Origin of the sequence: Janthinobacterium woesei (genome assembly GCF_051380875.1) — a bacterium.
Taxonomy (GTDB): domain Bacteria; phylum Pseudomonadota; class Gammaproteobacteria; order Burkholderiales; family Burkholderiaceae_D; genus Janthinobacterium.
In genome coordinates, this window is sequence record NZ_JBNYXW010000002.1 from 1 (window position 1) to 19660 (window position 19660).

The 19660-nt window shown below is 61.1% G+C and carries 14 protein-coding genes and 1 pseudogene; 8 read left to right on the forward strand and 7 right to left on the reverse strand.

The window, feature by feature from the left end; all coding sequences use genetic code 11:
* Positions 1-233: 233 nt before the first annotated feature.
* Positions 234-1052 carry a formate dehydrogenase accessory sulfurtransferase FdhD gene (gene fdhD / locus ACQ4W6_RS01785; protein ID WP_436565472.1) on the forward strand — a complete coding sequence of 273 codons (819 nt, stop codon included), beginning with the start codon at positions 234-236 and terminating at the stop codon, positions 1050-1052.
* On the opposite strand, the gene ACQ4W6_RS01790 is transcribed toward fdhD, so the two are convergent.
* Positions 1028-3364 carry an FdhF/YdeP family oxidoreductase gene (locus ACQ4W6_RS01790; RefSeq protein WP_436565473.1) on the reverse strand — a complete coding sequence of 779 codons (2337 nt, stop codon included), beginning with the start codon at positions 3362-3364 and terminating at the stop codon, positions 1028-1030. The two genes, fdhD and ACQ4W6_RS01790, sit on opposite strands and share 25 nt — an antisense overlap.
* 143 nt (positions 3365-3507) lie before the next feature.
* Between ACQ4W6_RS01790 and ACQ4W6_RS01795 the strand changes: the two genes are divergently transcribed.
* Positions 3508-4272, forward strand: a complete 765-nt coding sequence (locus ACQ4W6_RS01795; RefSeq protein WP_436565474.1) for a GNAT family N-acetyltransferase — start codon at positions 3508-3510, stop codon at positions 4270-4272.
* Between the two features lie 401 nt (positions 4273-4673).
* On the opposite strand, the gene ACQ4W6_RS01800 is transcribed toward ACQ4W6_RS01795, so the two are convergent.
* Positions 4674-4961 (reverse strand): hypothetical protein, encoded by a 288-nt coding sequence (locus ACQ4W6_RS01800; RefSeq protein WP_436565475.1) that lies wholly within the window; start codon positions 4959-4961, stop codon positions 4674-4676.
* A 180-nt stretch (positions 4962-5141) separates the two neighbouring features.
* Positions 5142-5834, reverse strand: a complete 693-nt coding sequence (locus ACQ4W6_RS01805) for an ABC transporter ATP-binding protein (RefSeq protein WP_436565751.1) — start codon at positions 5832-5834, stop codon at positions 5142-5144.
* A gap of 342 nt (positions 5835-6176) precedes the next feature.
* On the opposite strand from ACQ4W6_RS01805, the gene egtD reads away from it, so the two are divergent.
* Together egtD and egtB are read left to right on the forward strand one after the other, a co-directional pair.
* Positions 6177-7172: an L-histidine N(alpha)-methyltransferase gene (gene egtD / locus ACQ4W6_RS01810; RefSeq protein WP_436565476.1), complete on the forward strand. Its 996-nt coding sequence runs from the start codon at positions 6177-6179 to the stop codon at positions 7170-7172.
* A 10-nt stretch (positions 7173-7182) separates the two neighbouring features.
* Complete coding sequence (gene egtB, locus ACQ4W6_RS01815) at positions 7183-8433, forward strand: ergothioneine biosynthesis protein EgtB (protein ID WP_436565752.1); 1251 nt, start codon at positions 7183-7185, stop codon at positions 8431-8433.
* 3 nt (positions 8434-8436) lie between these two features.
* Here egtB and ACQ4W6_RS01820 read toward each other — a convergent pair whose 3' ends face one another.
* The 3 genes from ACQ4W6_RS01820 to ACQ4W6_RS01830 form a co-directional block, all read right to left on the reverse strand.
* A complete protein-coding gene (locus ACQ4W6_RS01820; protein ID WP_436565477.1) occupies positions 8437-10035 on the reverse strand; it encodes a methyl-accepting chemotaxis protein in 1599 nt (532 codons plus the stop codon).
* 168 nt (positions 10036-10203) lie between these two features.
* On the reverse strand, positions 10204-11910 hold the full coding sequence (gene leuA, locus ACQ4W6_RS01825) for a 2-isopropylmalate synthase (protein ID WP_436565478.1): 1707 nt from the start codon (positions 11908-11910) through the stop codon (positions 10204-10206).
* A gap of 379 nt (positions 11911-12289) precedes the next feature.
* Complete coding sequence (locus tag ACQ4W6_RS01830; RefSeq protein WP_436565479.1) at positions 12290-12550, reverse strand: hypothetical protein; 261 nt, start codon at positions 12548-12550, stop codon at positions 12290-12292.
* Positions 12551-12640: 90 nt separating this feature from the next.
* On the opposite strand from ACQ4W6_RS01830, the gene ACQ4W6_RS01835 reads away from it, so the two are divergent.
* Both ACQ4W6_RS01835 and ACQ4W6_RS01840 read left to right on the forward strand, forming a co-directional pair.
* Positions 12641-13552, forward strand: a complete 912-nt coding sequence (locus tag ACQ4W6_RS01835; protein ID WP_436565480.1) for a patatin-like phospholipase family protein — start codon at positions 12641-12643, stop codon at positions 13550-13552.
* A 59-nt stretch (positions 13553-13611) separates the two neighbouring features.
* Positions 13612-14019: a GlcG/HbpS family heme-binding protein gene (locus tag ACQ4W6_RS01840; RefSeq protein WP_436565481.1), complete on the forward strand. Its 408-nt coding sequence runs from the start codon at positions 13612-13614 to the stop codon at positions 14017-14019.
* Positions 14020-14193: 174 nt separating this feature from the next.
* Here ACQ4W6_RS01840 and ACQ4W6_RS01845 read toward each other — a convergent pair.
* Positions 14194-14925: pseudogene (locus tag ACQ4W6_RS01845) on the reverse strand (ISNCY family transposase); the annotation flags it as partial.
* Between the two features lie 282 nt (positions 14926-15207).
* On the opposite strand from ACQ4W6_RS01845, the gene carA reads away from it, so the two are divergent.
* Together carA and carB are read left to right on the forward strand one after the other, a co-directional pair.
* Positions 15208-16386, forward strand: coding sequence for a glutamine-hydrolyzing carbamoyl-phosphate synthase small subunit (gene carA / locus ACQ4W6_RS01850; protein ID WP_436565482.1), 1179 nt, complete (start codon positions 15208-15210; stop codon positions 16384-16386).
* Positions 16379-19609, forward strand: a complete 3231-nt coding sequence (carB, locus tag ACQ4W6_RS01855) for a carbamoyl-phosphate synthase large subunit (RefSeq protein WP_436565483.1) — start codon at positions 16379-16381, stop codon at positions 19607-19609. The genes carA and carB overlap by 8 nt, the downstream gene beginning before the upstream one ends.
* Positions 19610-19660: the final 51 nt, after the last annotated feature.

The window sequence follows — 19660 nt, forward strand, 5'->3', positions numbered from 1 at the left end:
ACGCGGGTCGTTCAAGTCATCGAATGCTGCCACCAGCGAGATCGGTTCGTTTGCCATTTGCGCGTCCAAATATCGAAAGTAAACGCCTTTCTTGGCAGGTTTACAAGCAATATTTTTGCCCTATGGCCTAACCGACCACTTATCCTTCATGCAATCGCCCTGGCAGCAGGGCAGCCCCCGGCTTGCCATTCTGGTTTACCATGGGGCCTGTGATAGTTTCCCCCATGGTTGCCATGTCAGAAGATACCCATATCGAACGCGCCGGCTTTGTCGAGCGCGCCATCGTCCGCCACCGCGCGGGCGCTGCCACTGCCGCCATCGACCACGTTGCCGAGGAAATCCCCGTCGCGCTGGTCTTCAATGGCATTTCCCACGTCGTCATGATGGCCACCCCGCGCGACCTGGAAGCATTTGCCTATGGCTTCGCGCTGACCGAAGGCGTGGTCAAGTCGGCCGCCGCCATCTTCGACTGCGACGTGTTCCTGCGCTTTGACTCCGCCGAAGTGGCGCTGACCATCGCCCAGGAGGATTTCGCGCGCCTGAAGGACAGGCGCCGCGCGCTGACGGGCCGCAGCGGCTGCGGCGTGTGCGGCATCGACAGCCTGGAAATGCTCGATTTGCAGCCGGAAGCGCTGCCGCCGGCGCTGATCCAGGTCAACCTGCCCGCCGCGCTGGCACGCGCAGCAAACGGCCTGCGCGAGCAGCAGGCGCTGATGCGGGAAACTGGTGGCGTGCATGCCGCCGCGTGGTGTACCCCCGACGGCGATATCGTGCAGGTATGCGAGGATATCGGCCGCCACAACGGCCTGGATAAATTGATTGGCCATCTGGCGCTGAACGGCGTCGACATGCGGCGCGGCTTCGTGTTCTTGTCCAGCCGCGGCAGCTACGAGCTGGCGCGCAAGGCGGCGCGCATGCAGATTCCGTTGCTGGCAACGATTTCCGCCCCCAGTTCGCTGGCGATCAACATCGCCACGCAGGCCGGCATGAAGCTGGTGGGCTTCTGCCGCCAGGATGGCTTCGTCGACTACACGCCCGACATCGGCATGTAAGCCGCACTGCGCTGCAGCAGCACGGGAACGGATTTTGACGTTGGCGTGCCGGCGCCATCGGCCGTGCTGGCCAGCGGCACCAGGGCGTTCGTCTCGGGGTAATATGCGCCCAGGCAGCCGCGCGGGATGTCGTAGGCCACCAGCCTGAAACCGTCGGCGCGGCGCGCCACGCCATCGTCCCAGGCGCCGATCAAGTCCACCGTCTCACCGTCGGCAAAGCCCAGCATGGCAATATCGTCACCGTTGGCGAAGACCACGCGGCGCGTGCCGTACACGCCACGGTAGCGGTCATCCATGCCGTAGATGGTGGTGTTGTACTGGTCGTGCGAGCGGGTGCTCATCAAGACCATCAGGCGCTCGCCATGGCGCTTTCGTGCGCGGTGCAGCGGCGTGTCCAGCTCCAGCGGGGCGACGATGAAGCTGGCCTTGCCGCTGGGCGTCTTCCACACGCGCTCGCGCGAGGCTACCGTCAAATGAAAGCCGCCCGGCCGCCCCACCCTGGCGTTGTAGTCATGAAAATCGTCGAACACTTTCTCGATATCGTCGCGGATGCGCGCGTAGTCGGCCGCGTAGGCACGCCAGTCGACCAGCGCGCTGCCGACCGTCGCTTCGGCCATGCCGGCCACGATGGCCACTTCCGAGCGCAGCTGCGGCGAGGCGGGCGCATTGCGGCCGTACGAGATATGCACCATGCTCATCGAGTCTTCCACCGTCACGCCCTGCGCCACGGCGCCCTGCAGGTCGATCTCCGTGCGGCCCAGGGTGGGCAGCAGCAGCGCCTCCTTGCCGATCACCAGGTGGCTGCGATTGAGCTTGGTGGCCACCTGCACCGTCAGCGCGCACTGGCGCAGTGCGGCGCAGGTCAGCGGCGTGTCGGGCGTGGCGGCGGCGAAATTGCCGCCCAGGGCGATGAACACCTTGACGTCGCCGCGCTGCATGGCTTCGATGGTGGCCACCACGTCGTAGCCGTGCGCGCGCGGCGGTTTGAAGCCATACACCTGGCCCAGACGGTCGAGAAAGGCGTTTGTTGGCTGTTCCTCGATGCCCATGGTGCGGTCGCCCTGCACGTTGGAGTGGCCGCGTACGGGGCACAGGCCGGCGCCCGGCTTGCCGATCTGCCCGCGCAGCATCATCAGGTTCGACAGCATGCGGATGGCGGCCACGCTGTGCTTGTGCTGCGTCAAGCCCATGCCCCAGGTGGCGATGATGCGCTGGCCTTTGATGAAGATGACGCTCAGGGCTTCGATCTGCGCGCGCGCCACGCCCGACTCGGCCACCAGCAGTTGCCAATTCTCTGCGCGCAAGTCGTCGCGAAAGGCCTCGAAGCCGCTGCAGTGCTCAACGATGAAATCATGCTCGATGACGGCGGGTGCGCCGGCGGCCTGCGCTGCATCGTCATGCTCGACGACGCGCTTGGCGACGGCCTTGATCAGGGAGAAGTCGCCGCCCAGGGTCGGCTGCACGAACAGGCCGGCTAAGCGCGTGCTGCCCAGGGTGGCCATTTCCAGCGCGCTTTGCGGATCCATGAAACGCTCCAGGCCCCGCTCGCGCAGGGGATTGATGGAGACGATGCTGCCGCCGCGGCGCGCGCAGCCGCGCAGTTCTGCCAGCATGCGCGGATGGTTGGTGGCCGGGTTCTGGCCGAAAATGAGGATGGTGTCGGCCAGGTCGAAATCGTCCAGCGTGACCGTACCCTTGCCGATGCCCACCGTGGCGGGCAAGCCGCGGCTGGTCGCCTCGTGGCACATGTTCGAGCAATCGGGGAAGTTGTTGGTGCCATACAGGCGCGCCATCAGCTGGAACAGGAATGCCGCTTCGTTGCTGGCGCGGCCCGAGGTATAGAACGCGGCCTGGTTCGGCTCGGGCAGGGCGCGCAGGTGGCGCCCCACCAGGGCGTAGGCTTCTTCCCAGGCGATCGGCACATAGCGGTCGCTGGCGGCGTCGTAGACCATCGGCTGTGTCAGGCGGCCGTGCTGTTCCAGCGCGTAATCGGATTGCGCCAGTAGTTGCGTCACGGTGGTGCTGGCAAACAGCTCGGGGCCGGCGCGGCGGCTGGTGGCTTCGGCGGCGACGGCCTTGGCGCCGTTTTCACAAAAGGCAAACGTGGAGCCGTGGTCGCGGTCGGGCCAGGCACAGCCGGGGCAGTCGAAGCCGTCCGGCTGGTTTTGCGCCAGCAACGCCTTTAAATTGCCGGGCGCGACCCGCTCCTGGTGCAGGCTGATGGCCACGTGTTTCAGCGCATCCCAGCCGGCGGCGGGCTTGGTGTAGGGCGTGATATGGATGGCTTCCGTGCTGGCGTCTGCATTTTTCATGGACTCTTTCGGCTGGGCGAGTGTGGTAATTATGCACGATCTCCCGGGCATTGACGTGCGTCACGCAAATGACATTCGGCTGTCATTTTCCTGACATATTAGACAAGTACGCTGGAGTTGTCTTGATCACAGGGGATGAAACCATGCAAAACATAATCGCGTCAAACGAAGCCAAGGCCCGGCCAGTTCAACTGGTGCTCAGCCAGGCCACCACGGCCGCTGAGTTGCGCGAAGTGCAGCGTCTGCGTTACAAGGTGTTTATCGAGACCATGGGCCTGACGTCGCTGGCCAATGCCAATGGCCTCGACAGCGATGAATTCGATGCCCATTGCGATCATCTGATCGTGCGCGACGCCGACACCCTGAAGGTGGTGGGTACCTACCGCGTGCTGAGCGCGGCCAGGGCGGCGAAGATCGGCCGTTTGTACTCCGAAAATGAATTCGACCTGAGCCGCCTGAATAATTTGCGCGGACGCATGGTCGAAGCGGGGCGCGCCTGCATCCATCCCAAATACCGGGGCGGCAGCGTGATCATGCTGCTGTGGTCGGGCCTCGCCGAGTACATGCGCCGCGAACGCTGCGACTACCTGGTGGGTTGCGCCAGCATCAGCCTGGCCGATGGCGGCCACAATGCCGTCGCCGTGTACCAGGCGCTGGCTGAAAAGCACATGGCGCCGGCCGAATACCGCGTCACGCCGCACCTGCCTTTCCCTATCCACCAGTTGGAAGCGGCGCACAAGCCGCAAGTGCCGCCGCTGATCAAGGGGTATCTGCGTTCGGGCGCCTGGATTTGCGGCGAACCGGCCTGGGACCCTGATTTCGAAAGCGCCGACATGTTCATGATGATGCCGCTGGCAAATCTCGATGAACGCTATGCGCGCCATTACGGCGTGGTGCCGGCCAATTAAGTCAATCCACGGCATCGCAGCAAGCAGCTGGTCAGCGCCTGTACGGTGGTGCTGTACCAGCTGTTTTTTTGCGCGTTTGGGCTGGCTCCGGTGTGGCTGCTGCACGCTGGCGGGGATGGGCATGCATGCCGATAGCGGCAATGCATGTTGCGTCAGATCAAGCGTCAAATCAAATAGAGATGGAAATGGTTGCTGGCGCAGGGCACTGCAAGGGATGCGGCAGGACAGGAAGAGGGGGCGATGCGGTGTTGGGCGGCGAAACGGGCAGCAAGGTTTGGGCTGGGCTTCTTCGCTATCGTGCTCGGCTGCTCTGCGGTGAGCGAACTACGCGAATTTCAGGGCAAAAGTTTATGGCGCCGGGAACCTGAGTGCCTGGCAGGGCAATACAACAGCGTGCCGTTTCAATGGGCTGGCATGGCGGACAGTTCCTTCAGTTCGCGGATGGCGATCTCTGATTTCTCATGCATGCGCAGCAAAATCGTCGCACCGACCGACAGCTTGCCGTGCCGTATCTTGCTGATGATGGGAGGCTGCACTTCCAGCACACGGCACAGTTCTGCATCATTTTTCAGGTTCATCTTCTCGATCAGGGTATCGAGCAGCTTGTTGGGCACAAAACTCGATGGTTCGAGCGCCCGCGCCCGGTTCATCGCTTCAATCATTTCCAGCTTCTTTTGCCGAACGTTCATTTACTCCTCCTTCAGGTTATGCAAGGGACGGGACCACTTTGGCGGTCCCGGCTATAGTTAGTCATCGCAGTACGGCTGTCTGTGTGACGTAGTACAACATTTGCGTTGCAACATTAATAACCAGGCAAGTGTTTTCAATAATACTACGATAACAAAACTTGTGATACATGGTCAGCTAAATTAACTGATTGTTTGATTAATTGGCTTGACGTTTGTTGTATTTTGTAAGCCAGTCTTGGTCAATATCATGGTCCTGTCCGCCATTTCAGCGGCTGCCAGCGAATGCGTGACCATGATGGCGCAACTGCCGTTGGCCTTGATTTCGGCTCGCAGCAATTGCAGGATGCTGTGCGCCGTATCCGGGTCGAGATTGCCGGTCGGCTCATCGGCCAGCACCAGCGCCGGCTTGTGCACGAGCGCACGGGCGATCGCCACGCGCTGCATTTCGCCGCCCGACAATTGCTGCGGAAAGTCGCCGCCGCGTCCGCCCAGGCCAACTGCATCGAGCATGCTGGCAGCGCGCTCCTGGGGCAAGCCGTTGAGCAGCAGCGGCAGGGCCACGTTTTGCAGCAGGGTCAGGTGCGGCAAGACGTGGAAGGCCTGGAAGATAAAGCCCATGCGGGCGCGACGCAGCCGTGTCGCGGCGGCGTCATCGAGGCTGGACATGGCGATGCCGTCCACCAGGATAGGGTGTGCTTCGGCACCCGCATCGGGCGTATCGAGGCCGGCGATCAGGTTCAGCAAGGTCGACTTGCCGACGCCGGAGTCGCCCATGATGGCGATGAATTCTCCCGCCTGGAAGCGGCAGGAAAGGTTAGCCAGCACGGGCCGTGCATGGGCATAGGACTTCGACAGATGGCGCAATTCGAGCATGGTGTTAGCAATTATCGTCAAGGGAGGCACGCGGGGGAGAGGGGGGCCTGGGACTGCAATGGCGCGCGGATTGTTTGGCCGGCAATGTGGAGTATACGACAGGCTTATCATTTTTGCTTGGCAATACCACTTATGCGTGCGTGGGACCCCTGGCGAGCGGGTTTTGACCTTAAGTTACCTGCCGCACGATTGGCAGATGCGGATTCGGCTATGATGGGAAAAAGTCATCGGTAACGGTACCCGCAAGCCTGCAGGCCAGCAAGCCCGCATGCAAGGACGTGCATGCCAGATGACAGCCCGTGCAAGCACCTGTCGCCACTCACTTCATTGACGAGCCAGCCCATGACCATGCCACTCGCGCAGCACCTGTCTGACTTTCACCGCCTGGCCAATCCGTCAGCGGCCAGCGCCGCTCCTGCCACGATAGCCGAAATCAGCAGCGGCTTGCTGGCACGCGCGGCCTGGACCTCGCCCAAGTATCTGTACGACACCCTCGGCTCGAAGCTGTTCGAAGCCATTTGCGCCTTGCCCGAGTATTATCCGACGCGCACAGAGGCGGCCATTTTTGCGCGCCACGGCGCCGATATTGCGCACGCGGTGGGGCCGGGCAGCACCTTGATCGACCTGGGAGCGGGCAATTGCGCCAAGGCTGCCAGCCTGTTTCCCTTGCTGCATCCGGCACAATATGTGGCCGTGGATATTTCGTATGATTTCCTCAGCGAATCATTGAACCGCTTGCAGCAGCGCTTCCCGCATATCGAAATGAGCGGCCTGGGCCTGGATTTTTCCAGCCGCCTCGACTTGCCGGCCAGCGTGCGCGACGCGCGGCGGGTGTTTTTTTATCCCGGCTCGTCGATCGGCAATTTTGCTCCTGAGCAAGCTATCGCCTTCTTGCGCCGTTTGCGCGCCAATGCCGACAGTGACGGCGGCGGCCTGCTGATCGGCGTCGACCTGGTCAAGGACGACGCCATCCTCGACGCCGCCTACGACGACGCGCTGGGCGTCACGGCCGCCTTCAACCTGAACATGCTGCGCCACGTGAATGGCTTGATCGGTGCCGATTTCGACGTGCGCGCCTGGCGCCACCACGGCTTTTTCAATGCCGGCGAGAGCCGCGTCGAGATGCACCTGGAAGCGCGCAGCGATCAAGTCGTGCATTGGCAAGGCGGGCAGCGGCGCTTTGCAAAAGGCGAACGCATCCACACAGAAGACAGCTATAAATACACGCGCGCCGGATTCGTCGGCTTGCTGGAGCAGGCCGGCTTTGCCACAGTGCAAGTCTGGACGGACCCGCAGCAGTGGTTTGCGGTGATGTATGCGCGTGTCATCAGGGACTAAAAGGGGCATGATGCTGATCGATCATTACAACAAGGTGCGCCAGCATTCGCTGCTGCTGGCCGAGCCATTGTCCGACGAGGATTGCGGCGCGCAATCGATGCTCGATGCCAGTCCCGTCAAATGGCATCTGGCGCATACCACCTGGTTTTTCGAAACGTTTATTCTGGAAACAATGGAAGCGGCGTTCGCGCCATTCCATCCTGCCTTTCGCGTGCTGTTCAACTCTTACTACAACGGCGTGGGCGAGAAGCACCCGCGTGCGCAGCGGGGCTTGCTGACGCGGCCCGGCATGGCGGCCGTGCGTGCCTACCGGGCCGACGTCGATGCGCGCATCAGCGGCTTGCTGGCCAGCGAACTGGCGCGCCCCGAGCATGAGCGTGAGTATGAGCGGCTGAGCATACTGCTGGCGCTGGGCCTCGAACACGAGCAGCAGCACCAGGAATTGTTGTTGACCGATGTCAAGCATCTGCTGGCGCAAAGTCCCTTGTTTCCCGCCTACCTGGACGCCAGCAGCGCGGCGGCTCCAGTGCCGCAGCATGAACAGGGCGCTGCCTGGATTGCCTTCGATGGCGGCCTGGCGCAGATCGGACACGCGGGCGATGGTTTTTGTTTCGACAATGAATTGCCGCGCCACCCGCAATACGTGGCGCCGTTCCAGCTCGCTTGCGCGCTGGTGACGAATGGCGAGTACCTGGCCTTCATCGAGGCGGGCGGCTACTGCACGGCCCACCTGTGGCTGGCCGAAGGCTGGGACTGGGTGCGCAGCCAGGGCCTGCAGTGTCCGCTGTACTGGCAGCGCGATGCGGCGGGGCACTGGCAGGAATTCACTTTATATGGCTTGCGGCCGCTCGACGTGCTGGCGCCGGCCACGCACTTGTCGCTGTTCGAAGCGGATGCCTATGCCCATTGGGCCGGTGCGCGCCTGCCGACGGAAGCGGAGTGGGAGGTGGCCGCGCAAGGCATCGGGGTGGCGGTGGGTCCGTTGCCTCCGGGTGCTGGCGCGCCGGGCGCTGGGCTGCGGCAAATGTTTGGCCACTGCTGGCAGTGGACCAGCAGCAGCTATGCGCCGTATCCGGGCTACCGCCCGGCGCCCGGTGCGCTCGGCGAATACAACGGCAAGTTCATGCTGAACCAGTATGTGCTGCGCGGCTCGTCGTGCGCCACGCCGGCGGGCCATGCGCGCGCCAGCTACCGCAATTTCTTCCCCGCTGGGGCGCGCTGGCAGTTTGCGGGCATCCGCCTGGCGCGCCAGATCGATTAAAACTCAGCTGCGCGTCAGGCGCAGGACGGCAGGCGACGGCGCCTGGGCGCTATCGCCGTGCTCCAGCTTGAACTGGCTGACCAGGGTTTCCAGCTCGCCCGCCTGTTCATGCATGGCCGCGGCGGCGGCCGCCGCCTGCTCGACCAGGGCCGCATTTTGCTGTGTAGTCTGATCCATCTGCATGATGGCGGCATTGATCTGCTCGATGCCTTCGCTTTGCTCGTGGTTGGCGACGCTGATTTCGCCGACGATGTCGCTGACCCGGCCCACGCTGGCTACCACGTCATCCATCGTGGCACCCGCCTGGCTGACCAGTTGCGCTCCCTGGCCGACCCGGCTGACGGAATCGGCGATGAGTTCCTTGATCTCCCTGGCCGCTGCGGCCGAGCGTTGCGCCAGGTTGCGCACTTCGGACGCCACCACCGCAAAACCGCGCCCCTGTTCGCCCGCGCGCGCCGCTTCCACGGCCGCGTTCAAGGCCAAAATGTTGGTCTGGAAGGCGATGCCATCGATGACGGCGATGATGTCGACGATCTTGCGCGACGACGCATTGATGGCGTCCATGGTATCGACCACCTGGGCCATGGCCGCGCCGCCGCGCTGGGCGATGGCCGACGCCGAGCGGGCCAGGCTGTCCGCCTGGCGCGCATTATCGCTATTGCTGCGCACGGTCCCCGTCAGTTCGATCATGGCAGACGCCGTCTCTTCCAATGCGCTCGCCTGCGCCTCGGTGCGGGCCGACAGGTCGGCATTGCCGCTGGAAATCTGGCTCGACGCCACGGCAATCGTGCCCGTGCCGCCGCGCACCTGCCCCACCAGGGTGGCCAGGTTGTCGTTCATGTGGCGCAGTGCATGCAGCAACTGGGCCGTTTCATCGCGGCCTTCGGCCACGATCTTGCTGCTCAAATCGCCTGCGGCCACGGCTTGCGCCACGCGCACCGCATACGCGACGGGCGTGGTGATCGAACGCGTGACGCGCCAGGCAAAGAGCACACCCAGCAGCAAGGCGGCGGCGCTTAAGCTGACCATCAATATATTCGCCGTGGCAATATTGTCGCGTATTTGGACGCCGCCATGCACGACCACCTCGCGTTGCAATTCGTTGAGGCGATTCACGGTTTGCTGCAGGCGGCTCAAAGCCGGCAGGGTATTGTCGCGTACATGCACGGCCGCTTCGGCGCGCTGGCCAGCCACCAGCAGCTTGTCGGCCTGGCTGAACGAGACCACATAGGCCTTGCGTTGCTGTTTCAGTGTGGCCAGCAGGTTTTTGGCCTCAGGCAGGATGACCAGGCGGTCGAGTACCTCCAGCGCTTGCGTGATGGTGACTTTATTGGCCTCGATCTCCGTGTGGATGGCGCTTGCCCTGGCCGGATCTTCATGGATGAACAGTTCCAGTACCAGAGCCGCGTTCGAGCGGGTGGTGCTGCGGATGGTAGCGACGGCGTCGGCCTTAGGCCAGTCGCGCTCGATGATGGAATCGCTGATGGCGCCGATCTTGTCCAAACGCAATAAACCCGTGCCGACCAGTACCGCCATCAGCAGCAGTACCACACCAAAAGCCGCGCCCAGGCGCGCACCTATCTTCATATCCGTCAATTTCATGCTGATTCCCTCGGTAGCTAATGTTCTGTCTCCGGTGGTCTTGTTCTGCATTGATTATACGGTCGGCGATACCTGATTTATACCAATAATTTCCCAGTAGAAATGAAAAAGCGGCACGGCGATCAAGCCGTACCGCTTTTTCTCTCTATGAGAGTTGCCTGAAAAGATTTAGGCGGCGCTGGCAGCGACGTCGGCCGCTGTTGTTTTTTCGGCGTCAGTCTGCCCGATGCGGCGGTTCACTGCCGACAGCACGGCCTTGAACGAGGCAGTGACGATATTGCTGTCGATGGCGGCGCCGAACAGGGTCGGACCATTGTCGAGGCGCAATTCGACATAGCAGGCGGCTTGCGCATTGGCGCCGGAACCGATCGAGTGCTCATGGTAGTCCATCAGCTTGATGTCGAGGCCCAGCGCATTGACGAAGGCGTCAATCGGGCCGTTGCCGCCGCCTTGCAGGGCCAATGGCGCCTGGCGGTGCGACAGGCTGATGTCGATCTGCACGGATTCATCGCTGCTGGTGTCTTCCACCATGCGGTGCGAGGTGTAGGCGTACGGCGTCGTCTGCTCCAGGTATTCGCGCTGGAAAATGTCATGGATGTCCTGCGCGGCGATTTCGCGGCCGGTGGCGTCGGCCACGGCTTGCACGGCGCGCGAGAATTCGATCTGCAGGCGGCGCGGCAAGACCAGGCCATATTCCTGTTCCAGCAAATACGCCATGCCGCCTTTGCCGGACTGGCTGTTGACGCGGATCACGGCGTCGTAGCTGCGGCCCAGGTCGGCCGGGTCGATCGGCAAGTACGGCACTTCCCAGATGCTGTCCGGTTGCTGTTTGGCAAAACCTTTCTTGATCGCATCCTGGTGCGAGCCGGAGAATGCCGTAAACACCAGGTCGCCCGCATACGGGTGGCGCGGGTGGACGGGCAACTGGTTGCACTCTTCCACGCACTTGCGCACGGTATCGATGTCGGAGAAATCCAGGCCCGGGTGCACGCCCTGCGTGTACAAATTCATCGCCAGGGTCACCAGGTCGACGTTGCCGGTGCGCTCGCCATTGCCGAACAAACAGCCTTCCACGCGGTCGGCGCCCGCCATCACGGCCAGTTCTGCCGAGGCGACGGCCGTGCCGCGGTCGTTGTGCGGATGCACGCTGATGATGATGGAGTCGCGGCGCGCCAGCTTGCGCGACATCCATTCGATCTGGTCGGCATACACGTTCGGCGTGCTGCATTCCACCGTCGACGGCAAGTTGATGATCATCTTGTTGGCCGGCGTCGGCTTCCAGATGGCGCTGACGGCGTCGCAGATATGCTTGGAGAAATCAAGTTCCGTCGTGGAAAACGATTCCGGCGTGTATTCAAAGCCCCATTGCGTTTGCGGGTGCTGCGCCACCAGTTGTTTCACCAAGGTGGTGCCGGTGGTGGCGATCTGCGTGATTTCTTCGCGCGACATGCCGAACACAACCTTGCGGAACACGGGCGCCACCGAGTTGTACAGGTGGACGATGGCGCGCTTGGCGCCAGCCACCGATTCCACTGTACGGCGGATCAGCTCTTCGCGCGACTGGGTCAGCACGATGATGGTGACGTCGTCCGGGATGCGGCCTTCATCGACGAGTTTGCGCACGAAGTCGAAATCCGTCTGCGATGCCGAGGGGAAACCCACTTCGATTTCTTTCAGACCGATGGCGATCAGCATCTCGAAGAACCGCAGTTTCTTTTCCGCGCTCATCGGCTCGATCAGCGACTGGTTGCCGTCGCGCAAGTCGGTGCTCATCCAGATCGGCGGTTTGCTGATGATCTGGTTCGGCCATTGACGGTCGGTCAATTTGACGGGAGGGAAGGCGCGGTATTTGGAAGCTGGATTCTGCAACATCATGATCGGGTACTCCTGAAGATAGGGGGAAATCAATGGTTGTGGCGCAAGCTTGCCGGGCGGCCACGAAACACTAGGCCAGGCAAGCGATCGGTAGCGATAGCAAATGCAGTGCGGCGGCGCCAGCGGGGGCGGTCGCAGAGAAAGAATCGTGTACTTGTGGGGATGGTGCAAACATCATCAAACCTTCCAGGGTTTTTAAAACACGCCGGCGTGTGGCCAGGCGAAGCAATGCGGCAAACTTATGCGCGTGCTAGTAGTAGTCGCGGTAGCGACAGCAGGGAAGGGGATGGATGGTTGAAGGAGGACATGCACTTAATGTAAGGGAAGTTAGGCTGGGCTGTCAAGCATATTTCGCCTCACAGACAATGTGCCTGCGCGGTCAGCGCGGCCAAGGCATGCCCAGCACTGCCGCCGCTACGCCCCAATGGCCCGCCACAGGCGAACCGACGTTGGCGTCGATCCAGTCGATGGCGCCGTCGGGCAGATTGTTCGATAGCTGTTGCGCAAGCGGCGAGTGCAGGGCGAGGCTGTTGGTAAATTGATATTGTTCTGGCGTGCTCGGAAGGTGGAGGAAGTCAAGCGCCAATCTAGTAGCAGGGCAGGGTGCACGTTTCTGATTAACATTGTCATTTGTAAACATTTAAGACTGCCTTCAGTGCTGGCGCCGCCGCTTGCGCTACAATCGGTTCTCTTTTGTTGCCACTGCCGCGCGCGGTTTCCCCTAGCTACCATGTTCCCTAAACGCCTGACCTTGCTTGCCCTGGCCGCCTTTGCGCTGGCCGGTTGCGACACCTCTTCCCCGAAACCAGTGCAAGTATTGACGCCGCCCGAGCCGATGGTCGTCACGCCGCGCAAGATCAAGATCGGTCTGGCGCTGGGCGGCGGCGCGGCGCGCGGCTTCGCGCATATCGGCGTGATCAAGGCGCTCGAATCGCAGGGCATCGTCGCCGACATCGTCACGGGCACCAGCGCTGGCAGCGTGGTGGGCGCCTTATATGCGGCGGGCAATTCCGGTTTTGCCTTGCAAAAGATGGCCTTTGACATGGATGAGGCGGCCATTTCCGACTGGGCCTTGCCCTTGTTCGGCAAGTCATCCGGCGTGCTCAAGGGCGAGGCGTTGCAAAGCTATGTCAACAAGGCCGTCAACAACGTGCCACTGGAAAAGCTCAAAATACCATTTGGCGTAGTGGCGACCGACCTGAAGAATGGCCAGCCGATCTTGTTTCAGCGCGGCAACACTGGCATGGCCGTGCGCGCGTCGTCGGCCGTGCCGGGCGTGTTCCAGCCCGTGACGATTTCCGGCCACACCTATGTCGATGGCGGCTTGGTGGCCCCCGTGCCCGTGCGCTTTGCGCGTGACATGGGCGCCGATTTCATCATTGCCGTGAATATCTCATCGCAAACGGATACGCAAAAAGCCATCAGTTCGATGGAGGTGCTGATGCAAACGTTCGCCATCATGGGCCAGCGCATCAACCAGTTTGAACTGAAAGATGCGGACGTGGTCATCCAGCCCAGCCTGGGCACCATGAAGGGCAACGATTTCAATAGCCGCAACCAAGCGATCCTGGCGGGCGAGCAGGCGACCTTTGCGGTGATGGCACAACTGAAGCAAAAGCTGAAAGCCAAACGCGAGCAGTAAGGGCCGGTGTCGGCCTGCATTTCGTATACAATTTTGATTCAACATAACAAGGATGTCTCATGCAATCGAAACCGGTTTTGACCCTAGATGACGTAAAGAAAATCGCTGCTGCTGCCGAAGCGGAAGCGCTCAAGAATAACTGGGCGGTCGCCATCGCCATCGTCGACGACGGCGGCCACCTCGTGTGGCTGCAGCGCATGGACGGCGTGGCGCCGATCTCGTCGCACATCGCTCCATCGAAAGCGAAGACGGCCGCGCTGGGCCGCCGCGAATCGCGCATCTATGAAGAGATGATCAATGGCGGCCGCGTCTCGTTCCTGAGCGCACCGGAAATCGACGGCTTGTTAGAGGGCGGTGTGCCCATCGTGTTTGAAGGCCATTACGTGGGCGCCGTTGGTGTCTCGGGCGTGAAGTCGGCCGAAGACGCGCAAATCGCGAAAGCCGGCATCGCCGCGTTGACAGCCTAAGTACTATCCGAAGTTGCAGAGCAAGCCGCCCCGCGCAAGCTGGGCGGCTTTTTTCATGGGGCGGGGGTTTTATGTTGCCGTGCAAAAATATGCCGCGCCTGCCACATTTTCATCCACATTTTCGTCCTGTCAACGCTAAATAGAAATGTCCCCTTTTGTCCCAATTAGAAATGTCCCCTTGGCTTGCGGGCTGCTGGCATGAATGGCTTCCACGCCCAATTCCTTGAGCGCACGCGTAAATTGGGTTTGCGCCTCGGCAGCAGGTTCCTTCTGATTGATCCGGAAGACGCTATGCCGGTCGCTGTACAGCGCTACGGGCAGTCCATGCAGTGCAATGTGGCGTTGCAAGGCCGCCATGTAGCCCAGCGTGGTTTCTGTATCGACAAATTGCAGGTGCGTCAATTCGCCCGTGGCATCGTCAATGAACACCAGCAGGGTGCAGCGCGGGGCTCGCCCCTCAAACCAGTCATGCGGGGAACCGTCGATCTGGATGAGCTCTCCGCGTCGCAAGCGTCGCTCGCGCATCGGATGAGATCTGGCCACTGTTTTGCGTCGCGTCTTCCAGTAGCCATGCAGCACCATCTGCTGGCGTACGGTTTCGACCGAGAGTGTCACGCCATGGACTTCGCGCAGCTTCTCCGCTGCCAGCGTCGGACCAAAGTCGGCATAGTGCGCGCCAACCAGAGCCATGGCTTGGCCCAGCAACGCGGCATCGATGCGCCGCTTCGACGGCTGACCCCGCTTCGCGCTCACCAAGCCAGCAGAGCCTGCAACAACGTAGCGACGCTTAAGTCGCTTGATCTGGCGTACGGTGACGCCGAGCCGCTCGGATGCCTCTTTCTGACTCAGCTTGCCCTCAACCAGCTGCGCCATCAGCTGGGATCTCAGCACTTCCTTGCCGCTCATCTGCACCACCATGATTTCGTGCCCGATTATCCCAAAAGGGGACATTACTACTTTGCACGAAGGGGACATTACTACTTTGGGCTAACACCTACATTTTCGTCCTTGTGGAAAAGCTTCCTTTTGGTTATAATTCAAAGGTTTAGCCAATCACACATATACCGTAGCGACTACCCATCCCCTCATTCAAAATGACCGTTGAAACACCCTGAGAGCAGGCAGCTCGGGTATCTTGGCGGTCGGTCTGACGTGGCGCAGCTACGGTAACTTTATCAGGAGTTGCCCTTGCCGCCATTTTTTTCTGGCCCTGCCGTTCCAGCCATATTAGCGCTTGCTGATGGAACGATTTTCAAAGGTTTTTCGATCGGTGCCGCCGGTCATACCACGGGCGAGGTTGTTTTCAATACCTCCATGACCGGGTATCAGGAAATCCTTACTGACCCAAGCTATTGCCGCCAGATGGTCACCCTGACCTATCCGCATATCGGCAATACGGGTGTCAATCCGGAAGATGTCGAATCTTTCAAGGTTCACGCCGCTGGCCTCATCATCCGTGATCTGCCATTGCTGGCATCGAACTTCCGTTCTACCCTTTCCCTGTCCGACTACCTCAAGGCTGAAAATATCGTCGCCATTGCCGGCATCGATACACGCAAGCTCACGCGCATCCTGCGTGAAAAAGGTGCGCAGGGCGGCGCCATCCTGGTTGGCACGCAAGGCAATGAGCCGTCAAGCGCGCAAGCGCTGGAACTGGCCCGTTCCTTCCCCGGCCTGGCCGGCATGGACCTGGCCAAGGTGGTGTCAAGCAAGGCTGCCTACGAGTACCGCGAAACGGAATGGACACTGGGCGAGGGCTACGGCCAGCTGGCGGACGCTGACGCGAAATACCACGTCGTCGCCTTCGACTATGGCGTCAAGCGCAATATCTTGCGCATGCTGACGTCACGCGGCTGCAAGGTCACCGTGCTGCCGGCGCAAGCCAGCGCTGCCGACGCGCTGGCACTGAACCCGGACGGCATCTTCCTGTCGAACGGTCCTGGCGACCCGGAACCATGCGACTACGCCATTGCGGCTACCCGCGAACTGATCGAAAAAGGCATCCCGACGTTCGGCATCTGCCTCGGTCACCAGATCATGGCCATCGCTTCCGGCGCAAAAACGCTGAAGATGAAGTTCGGCCACCACGGCGCCAACCATCCGGTACAAGACCTGGAAACCCGCCAAGTCCTGATTACCTCGCAAAACCACGGTTTCGCAGTCGACGCGGCAACTTTGCCCGCGAATTGCCGCGTGACCCATGAATCGCTGTTCGACGGCTCCCTGCAGGGCTTTGCCCGCACGGACAAGCCGGCCTTCTGCTTCCAGGGCCACCCTGAAGCGTCGCCGGGCCCGATGGATGTTGCTTACCTGTTTGACCGCTTCATCAACTTGATGGCTGCGGAGGAGAAAAAGAAAAATGCCTAAACGTTTAGATATTAAAAGTATTCTGATTATTGGCGCTGGCCCGATCGTGATCGGCCAGGCCTGCGAATTCGACTATTCCGGCGCGCAAGCGTGCAAGGCCCTGCGCGAAGAGGGCTACAAAGTCATCCTGGTCAACAGCAATCCTGCGACCATCATGACGGACCCGGAAATGGCCGATGTGACGTACATCGAACCAATCACCTGGTCGGTGGTCGAACGTATCATCGCCAAGGAGCGTCCTGACGCAATCTTGCCGACGATGGGCGGCCAGACGGCGCTGAACTGCGCGCTGGATCTGTTCAACAATGGCGTGCTGGCAAAATACAACGTCGAGCTGATCGGCGCGTCGCCGGAAGCCATCGACAAGGCCGAAGACCGTTCGAAGTTCAAGGACGCCATGACCAAGATCGGCCTCGGTTCGGCCCGTTCCGGCGTGGCGCACTCGATGGATGAAGCCTGGACCGTGCAGCGTACGCTGGGCTTCCCGACCATCATCCGTCCATCGTTTACCATGGGCGGCAGTGGCGGCGGTATTGCCTACAACGAAGAAGAATTCGAAACCATCTGCAAGCGCGGCCTGGAAGCCTCGCCGACGAAAGAGCTGCTGATCGAAGAATCGTTGCTGGGCTGGAAAGAGTACGAGATGGAAGTGGTACGCGACAAGGCGGACAACTGCATCATCATTTGCTCGATCGAAAACCTCGACCCGATGGGCGTGCACACTGGCGACTCCATCACGGTTGCGCCAGCCCAAACGCTGACGGACAAGGAATACCAGATCATGCGCAATGCCAGTCTGGCAGTGCTGCGCGAGATCGGCGTCGACACCGGTGGCTCGAACGTGCAATTTTCGATCAACCCGGCCGATGGCCGCATGATCGTCATCGAGATGAACCCGCGCGTGTCGCGTTCCTCGGCCCTGGCATCGAAAGCGACGGGTTTCCCGATTGCAAAAATTGCCGCCAAGCTGGCCGTGGGTTACACCCTGGACGAGCTGCGCAATGAAATCACGGGCGGCGCCACGCCGGCATCGTTCGAACCGTCGATCGATTACGTCGTCACGAAAATCCCCCGTTTCACGTTCGAGAAATTCCCCACCGCCGACCATCACCTGACGACGCAGATGAAGTCCGTCGGCGAAGTGATGGCCATCGGCCGTACGTTCCAGGAATCGTTCCAGAAAGCCTTGCGTGGCCTGGAAGTGGGCGTGGACGGCATGAACGAGAAGACCAAGGATCGCGAAAAGATCGAAGAAGAACTGGGCGAGCCTGGTCCTGAGCGCATCTGGTACGTGGGCGACGCGTTTGCCCAGGGCTTCACCCTGGAAGAAGTGCACAACCTGACCAAGATCGACCCGTGGTTCCTGATCCAGATCAAGGAAATCGTCGACCTGGAACTGTGGCTCGACACGCAGAAGCTGGAAAGCCTGGACAAGAACACGCTGTACAAGCTGAAACAAAAAGGCTTCTCGGACCGCCGCCTGGGCTTCTTGCTGCAGACGACCGACACGGCCGTGCGCGTGCAGCGCCATGCGCTGGGCATCCGTCCCGTCTACAAGCGCGTCGATACTTGCGCGGCCGAGTTTTCCACCGACACGGCATACATGTATTCGACGTATGACGAAGAGTGCGAATCGAATCCGACCGACAAGAAAAAAATCATGGTGCTGGGCGGTGGCCCGAACCGTATCGGCCAGGGTATCGAATTTGACTATTGCTGCGTCCACGCCGCTCTCGCCATGCGCGAAGATGGCTACGAGACCATCATGGTCAATTGCAATCCAGAAACAGTTTCGACCGACTACGATACCTCGGACCGTCTGTACTTCGAATCGTTGACGCTGGAAGACGTGCTGGAAATCGTCGCCATCGAAAAACCGGTGGGCGTGATCGTACAGTACGGCGGCCAGACGCCTTTGAAGCTGGCGCTGGACCTGGAAGCGAATGGCGTGCCGATCATCGGCACCTCGCCCGACATGATCGACGCGGCCGAAGACCGCGAGCGTTTCCAGCAAATGCTGCACAAGCTGGAACTGCGCCAGCCGCCTAACCGCACCGCGCGCACCGAAGAGGACGCGCTGCGTCTGGCGCAGGAAATCGGTTATCCGCTGGTCGTGCGTCCTTCGTACGTGCTGGGTGGCCGCGCCATGGAAATCGTGCACGAACAGCGCGACCTGGAACGCTACATGCGCGAAGCGGTCAAGGTATCGCACGATTCGCCAGTGCTGCTGGACCGCTTCCTGAACGACGCCATCGAGTGCGACGTCGATTGCATCTCCGATGGCGAAACCACCTTCATCGGCGGCGTGATGGAACACATCGAACAGGCAGGCGTCCATTCGGGCGACTCGGCTTGCTCCTTGCCACCTTACTCGCTGTCGACCGACACCATTGATGAACTGAAGCGCCAGACGGCGCTGATGGCCAAAGGCTTGAACGTGGTCGGCCTGATGAACGTGCAATTTGCGATCCAGAAGCAGGAAATCGATGGTGAACTGAAAGATGTCGTGTTCGTGCTGGAAGTGAACCCACGCGCCTCGCGTACCGTGCCTTTCGTGTCGAAAGCCACAGGTCTGCAACTGGCGAAGATCGCCGCGCGCTGCATGGTCGGCCAATCGCTGGCGTCGCAAGGCATCACGCAGGAAGTCGTGCCGCCATACTTCAGCGTCAAGGAAGCCGTCTTCCCGTTCGTCAAGTTCCCGGGCGTCGATACCATCCTGGGCCCTGAAATGAAATCGACGGGCGAAGTCATGGGCGTCGGCCTGACCTTCGGCGAAGCGTTTGTGAAATCGCAACTGGGCGCTGGCGTGAACCTGCCAAAATCGGGCAAGGTCTTCATCAGCGTCAAAGCGTCGGACAAGCCGCGCGCCGTGCAAGTGGCGCGTGACCTGGTCGAGTCCGGCTTCACCGTGGTTGCCACCAAGGGCACGGCTGCCGTGATCTCGGCTGCCGGCATCGCCGTCACGCCAGTCAACAAGGTGATCGAAGGCCGTCCGCACATCGTCGACATGATCAAAAACCATGAAATCGTGCTGGTGATCAACACCGTGGAAGAAAAACGCAGCGCCATCGTCGATTCGCGGGCCATCCGCACCTCGGCCCTGGCCTCGCGCGTGACGACCTACACCACCATCGCCGGCGCGGAAGCGGCCGTCGAAGGCATCCGCCACCTCGATGAGTTGCGTGTGTATGATTTGCAGGGTCTGCACAAGACCTTGAACTAAGCGTGTTATTTGCAGTCGCTGCCGTTAGGCGGTACACTGCAAGCTTACTAA

What these genes read in the sequence shown, in the direction of transcription:
- fdhD (WP_436565472.1), top strand. Translation starts at nt 234, where the DNA reads ATGTCAGAAGATACCCATATCGAACGCGCCGGCTTTGTCGAGCGCGCC.
- ACQ4W6_RS01790 (WP_436565473.1), bottom strand. Translation starts at nt 3,364, where the DNA reads ATGAAAAATGCAGACGCCAGCACGGAAGCCATCCATATCACGCCCTAC.
- ACQ4W6_RS01795 (WP_436565474.1), top strand. Translation starts at nt 3,508, where the DNA reads ATGCAAAACATAATCGCGTCAAACGAAGCCAAGGCCCGGCCAGTTCAA.
- ACQ4W6_RS01800 (WP_436565475.1), bottom strand. Translation starts at nt 4,961, where the DNA reads ATGAACGTTCGGCAAAAGAAGCTGGAAATGATTGAAGCGATGAACCGG.
- ACQ4W6_RS01805 (WP_436565751.1), bottom strand. Translation starts at nt 5,834, where the DNA reads ATGCTCGAATTGCGCCATCTGTCGAAGTCCTATGCCCATGCACGGCCC.
- egtD (WP_436565476.1), top strand. Translation starts at nt 6,177, where the DNA reads ATGACCATGCCACTCGCGCAGCACCTGTCTGACTTTCACCGCCTGGCC.
- egtB (WP_436565752.1), top strand. Translation starts at nt 7,183, where the DNA reads ATGCTGATCGATCATTACAACAAGGTGCGCCAGCATTCGCTGCTGCTG.
- ACQ4W6_RS01820 (WP_436565477.1), bottom strand. Translation starts at nt 10,035, where the DNA reads ATGAAATTGACGGATATGAAGATAGGTGCGCGCCTGGGCGCGGCTTTT.
- leuA (WP_436565478.1), bottom strand. Translation starts at nt 11,910, where the DNA reads ATGATGTTGCAGAATCCAGCTTCCAAATACCGCGCCTTCCCTCCCGTC.
- ACQ4W6_RS01830 (WP_436565479.1), bottom strand. Translation starts at nt 12,550, where the DNA reads ATGTTTACAAATGACAATGTTAATCAGAAACGTGCACCCTGCCCTGCT.
- ACQ4W6_RS01835 (WP_436565480.1), top strand. Translation starts at nt 12,641, where the DNA reads ATGTTCCCTAAACGCCTGACCTTGCTTGCCCTGGCCGCCTTTGCGCTG.
- ACQ4W6_RS01840 (WP_436565481.1), top strand. Translation starts at nt 13,612, where the DNA reads ATGCAATCGAAACCGGTTTTGACCCTAGATGACGTAAAGAAAATCGCT.
- carB (WP_436565483.1), top strand. Translation starts at nt 16,379, where the DNA reads ATGCCTAAACGTTTAGATATTAAAAGTATTCTGATTATTGGCGCTGGC.